The sequence below is a fragment of the Mesobacillus sp. genome, from assembly GCF_049588175.1.
Classification (GTDB): Bacteria; Bacillota; Bacilli; order Bacillales; family Cytobacillaceae; genus Mesobacillus.
The window spans coordinates 1-4,313 of the sequence record NZ_JBAVFI010000666.1 but is presented as its reverse complement, the minus strand read 5'-3'; the positions used below and the strand labels follow the sequence as shown (position 1 = coordinate 4,313).

General features: G+C 39.9%; 3 protein-coding genes. All 3 read right to left on the bottom strand.

Annotated elements, in window-relative coordinates:
• Positions 1-56 precede the first annotated feature (56 nt).
• Entirely contained in the window at positions 57-1,874 is a 1,818-nt protein-coding gene (gene pepF / locus WB217_RS16235; protein ID WP_423994303.1) for an oligoendopeptidase F, read from the bottom strand.
• 410 nt (positions 1,875-2,284) lie between these two features.
• Positions 2,285-3,514 (bottom strand): competence protein CoiA, encoded by a 1,230-nt coding sequence (locus WB217_RS16230; RefSeq protein ID WP_423994301.1) that lies wholly within the window; start codon positions 3,512-3,514, stop codon positions 2,285-2,287.
• Positions 3,515-3,607: 93 nt separating this feature from the next.
• On the bottom strand, positions 3,608-4,313 hold a 706-nt coding region (gene cls / locus WB217_RS16225; RefSeq protein ID WP_423994299.1), incomplete at its 5' end, for a cardiolipin synthase.

Sequence of the window (4,313 nt, the reverse complement as noted above, 5' to 3'; positions counted from 1 at the left end):
GGATTTTAGCTGAGCCAAACAAAACCGGCCGTATCGAAACGGCCGGTTTTGTTATTTTAGGAAAGCATTGCTTCCATTTCATTTAATTTTTCTTCAAACACTTTTAGAGCTTCTTCTATTGGCTTTGAGCTTGTCATATCGACACCAGCTTTTTTCAGGACTTCGATTGGGTAATCGGAGCTACCTGCCTTTAAGAAATCGAGATAGCGTTCAACTGCAGGCTGCCCTTCTTCAAGGATCTGCTTGCTTAAAGCGGTGGCAGCACTGAAACCTGTAGCATATTGATAAACATAATAGTTGTAATAGAAGTGTGGAATCCTTGACCATTCAAGACCGATTTCTTCATCAATCTCAATGTCCTCATCCCCAAAGTACTTCTTGTTTAGCTCATAGTAATCCTTTGTGAGGGAGTCAGCTGTCAATGCTTCGTTGTTCTGTGCTTTCATGTGGATCATATGCTCAAATTCTGCAAACATTGTCTGTCTGAACACAGTCCCTCTAAAGCCTTCAAGATAATGATTCAGTAAATACAGACGCTTCTGCTCATCATCGATTGTTTTTAACATATAGTCATTAAGCAATGCCTCATTGCACGTTGACGCTACTTCGGCAACAAAGATAGAGTAGTTGCCGTATGGATATGGCTGTGTCTTCCTTGTGTAATAGCTGTGGACTGAATGGCCAAATTCGTGTGCTAACGTGAATAGATTATTTACGTTGTCTTGCCAGTTCATAAGGATATACGGGTTTGTTCCATAAGTACCAGATGAATAGGCTCCGCTGCGCTTTCCCTTGTTTTCGTGCACATCAACCCAGCGATTTTCAAATCCTTCTTTCAGGACATTATTGTATTCTTCACCTAGAGGGGCCAAGCCCTTTAACACGTAATCCTTTGCTTCTGAATATGGAATCTCCATTTTCACGTTCTTGACGAGCGGGGTGAAAAGATCGTACATATGAAGCTTCTCTAAACCTAGAACCTTCCGGCGAAGCTTTACATATCGGTGCAGCAGATGCAGATTGTCATTTACAGTGTTTACAAGGTTTTCATAGACACTTTCAGGAATATTATTTGCAGAAAGTGCTGCATGTCTTGCGGAATCATACTTACGCACCCTAGCATTAAAGTTATCCTTTTTAATATTGCCGCTTAACGTGCTTGCAAAAGTATTTTTAAAGCTTCCGTATGTCTTATATACTGCCTTGAATGCATCCTCACGAACCCTGCGGTCCTCACTTTCAAGGAAACGAATATATCGGCCATGAGTGATCTCCACTTCTTCCCCATTCTCATCTTTGATGGACGGAAATTCAAGATCAGCATTATTAAGCATTCCGAAAGTATTAGATGGTGAGCTCATTACTTCTGATGCTTCAGCAAGCAGAGCTTCTTGTTCAGCAGATAATACGTGCGGTCGCTGAAGGTTGATTTCCTCTAAAGCATGCTCATAAAGCTTCAGCTCTTCTTTCTCAGCAAGGAAGCCCTTAATTTTTTGTTCATCTACTGCCAGGATTTCAGGAACGATGAAAGCCAGCGCACTTCCTGCCTGAGAGTATAAGTTCTTGATTCGGTCATCAAAACCCTGGTAAAAAGAATTCGTAGTATCCTGGTCATATCTCATATGCGCATATGTATACAACCTTCCTAATCTTTCAAGCAGCTTATCCTGCAATTGGAGAGCGTTGTATAGCTGGTCCGCACTCTTTCCTAATTTGCCCTGGTATTCCTGAACTCCAGGAAGAAGGCTTTTCACTTCATTAAACTCTTTTTCCCACACTTCGTCATTTGCAAAAATATCCTCAAGTCTCCACGTATCCTCAGTGGCTACTTCATTCCTTGGCGGCAATTTCTTTACTGCAGATTCATTCGACATATAGATCCTCCTAACAACATTTCGGATTTCGAAAAACTTTTCTAATATCATAAATTCGCTAAATATTTCTCATTTCCTTCTATGGAACGAAAATATGATTTAAAGTTTTATGATTTCTATTTACCCAATTCTTAACTTCCTTATTTTACGCAGGTGACAAACTTTTCATGTTATATTAAATCTTTTTCTTTTGGCTTTGCTAAAGTTGTCTGTTGATTTCCGCTCCAGGCACTCGCTGTCCGCGGAAGAATTATGAAAAAGCTCAAATGCTAGCTTTTTCATACACAAATTCTCCTAGGGGCGTCAGGTGAGCCGGCAGGAGTCGAGTGCCTTCCGCTCCAATCAACAGGTGATAAAAATCAACATTGACATTTAAAAAAACTTTTCTTTTAAAAAGCTGCTTATCTAGCTTAATTTTTGGCTGCTTCTAAAAAATTTATTTTTAATAAAGCAGCTTCTATAATATTTCCATACCTTTTGTAAAAATAGGCTTCGTCCGCGCTTTGCTCATCAATAGTATCACTAATTTTCAACTCTCTATTTAGCTTGAATAAAGAATCACTTACTTTGGTTAAAACTGAAATTTTGGTTAGGATCTGTATATATTCAGTTACCGCCAGAGAATAATCACCTTTTCCCGCCAATGGAAGGTTTCTCCACTTAATTTGCCCGCGTTTCACACGGTTATTAAAAGCATTATGAACCTTCGACAAGCTAATAACATCGCCTTTTTTTATATTCCGAAATAGATCAAGATAGAGATAAGTCTGCCAGATTAGTGCCGGGGTTTCGATATAAGGACCAGAAAAAACCGGAAGTCCAATTTCAGAAGGGAGACTTAGAAGATTAAGATGGTTGCGGTAGAGTTGCTGAAGAAAATGATTTTGATATGAGCCGGGATACATTAAATAACGCGACTTGAATTTTTTCAGTTCAGACTGCCAGGATGTAAGGACGGGATAGCTTTTACTAACAGGGCTTATCAAATGATTTACAGGAACTTTATCGATTGAATGGATTTCAAGCTGGGTGATTGTCTTTCGTGAGGAAATCGGAATGGCACCATTCAGGTCGATGAACTGGCCTGATAACGGACAATAGGCTGGAATATTCCAGTATTGGTGGGGACGCCGGATGAATAAATAGAGGAAATTGTTTATGGACACTGCTTTACTTCCAGTTCGTTTAATAAGATTTCCCGCAGCAATCCAGATAGGGATATACCCATTTTTAAAATAACTGGCTGTTCTTTTGATAAAAATCTCTTCTGGAATAATAGAACACTGGAATTCAATCGCGTACTTCTTCCCCTGCCAGTCGAATGCAATGTCAGGCTTTTGCCTAGCTGATGGATCAAATTTCTCCAACTCTGCATTGATTCCCTGATTTTTCAGCCAGTTATACAGCTGAAGCTTCCCTGCAAGATGATAGTTGGACTCTCTTTCATACTGGTGTTCACAGCTGTTGCCGGAGAGATGAGAAAAATGCCAGATCTTTTTGCTGCCAAGCTTCATGATTACTTCCTCTTTGCATTCAGGACAATGGAATTTTTCCTTGGACCTTATGGCGATTAACTCTTTTTTGTCCCATTGATCACCTAGGGACAGCCTTACCCCATTTTTTCTATTTGCTACAAGCACATTGATTGCGCCTCCTTTCTCCTTTTATATTCGATAAAATGGCTTGAAATCCTCTTTATTGAAAAAAAACAGACCCGGAATTTTCCGAATCTGCTATAGCATTGGCGACAACAGCCTCGATGTAGATTCGAGCAGCCTGTAACCAATGTGACGTTTATTAAAATCATCCAATTTTATTTCATTTGAGTCCTTAAGATCATTTTCATATTCCTTCACAAGCTTCTCTGTACTGGATGTTTTATAAAGAAATGCATTGACTTCGAAGTTCAAATGGAAGCTTCTCATGTCCATATTCGAGGTGCCAATTGAAGCTAGTTGGCCATCAACTATGACAATTTTGCTATGCATAAATCCTTTATTGTATTCATAAATCTTCACGCCAGCTTCGAGCAATTCTGGGAAATAAGATCTTGATGCAAAGAAGACGATTTTTTTATCTGGCCGCTGCGGAACTAACAGCCTGACATCCAGCCCGCTGAGAGCTGCAACCTTAATCGCTGAGAAAATATCTTCATCAGGAATAAAGTAAGGGGATGCAATCCATACAGATTTATCTGCTGATGAGATCATGGAGAAGTAAATGTTTTTAATGACGCTCCATTCATTATCAGGACCACCGGCAATCAATTGAACTCCTCCGTGGGTATTTCTCTCTAGGGTAGGTGATAGATATTCAGGTGTTAACAAACTATTGTTTGTCATATAAAACCAGTCCTGCAAAAAGATGAGCTGCAGGCTGCGCACAGCCTCACCTCTCACGATCATATGAGTGTCTCGCCAAAACCCGAATCCCTTGTCC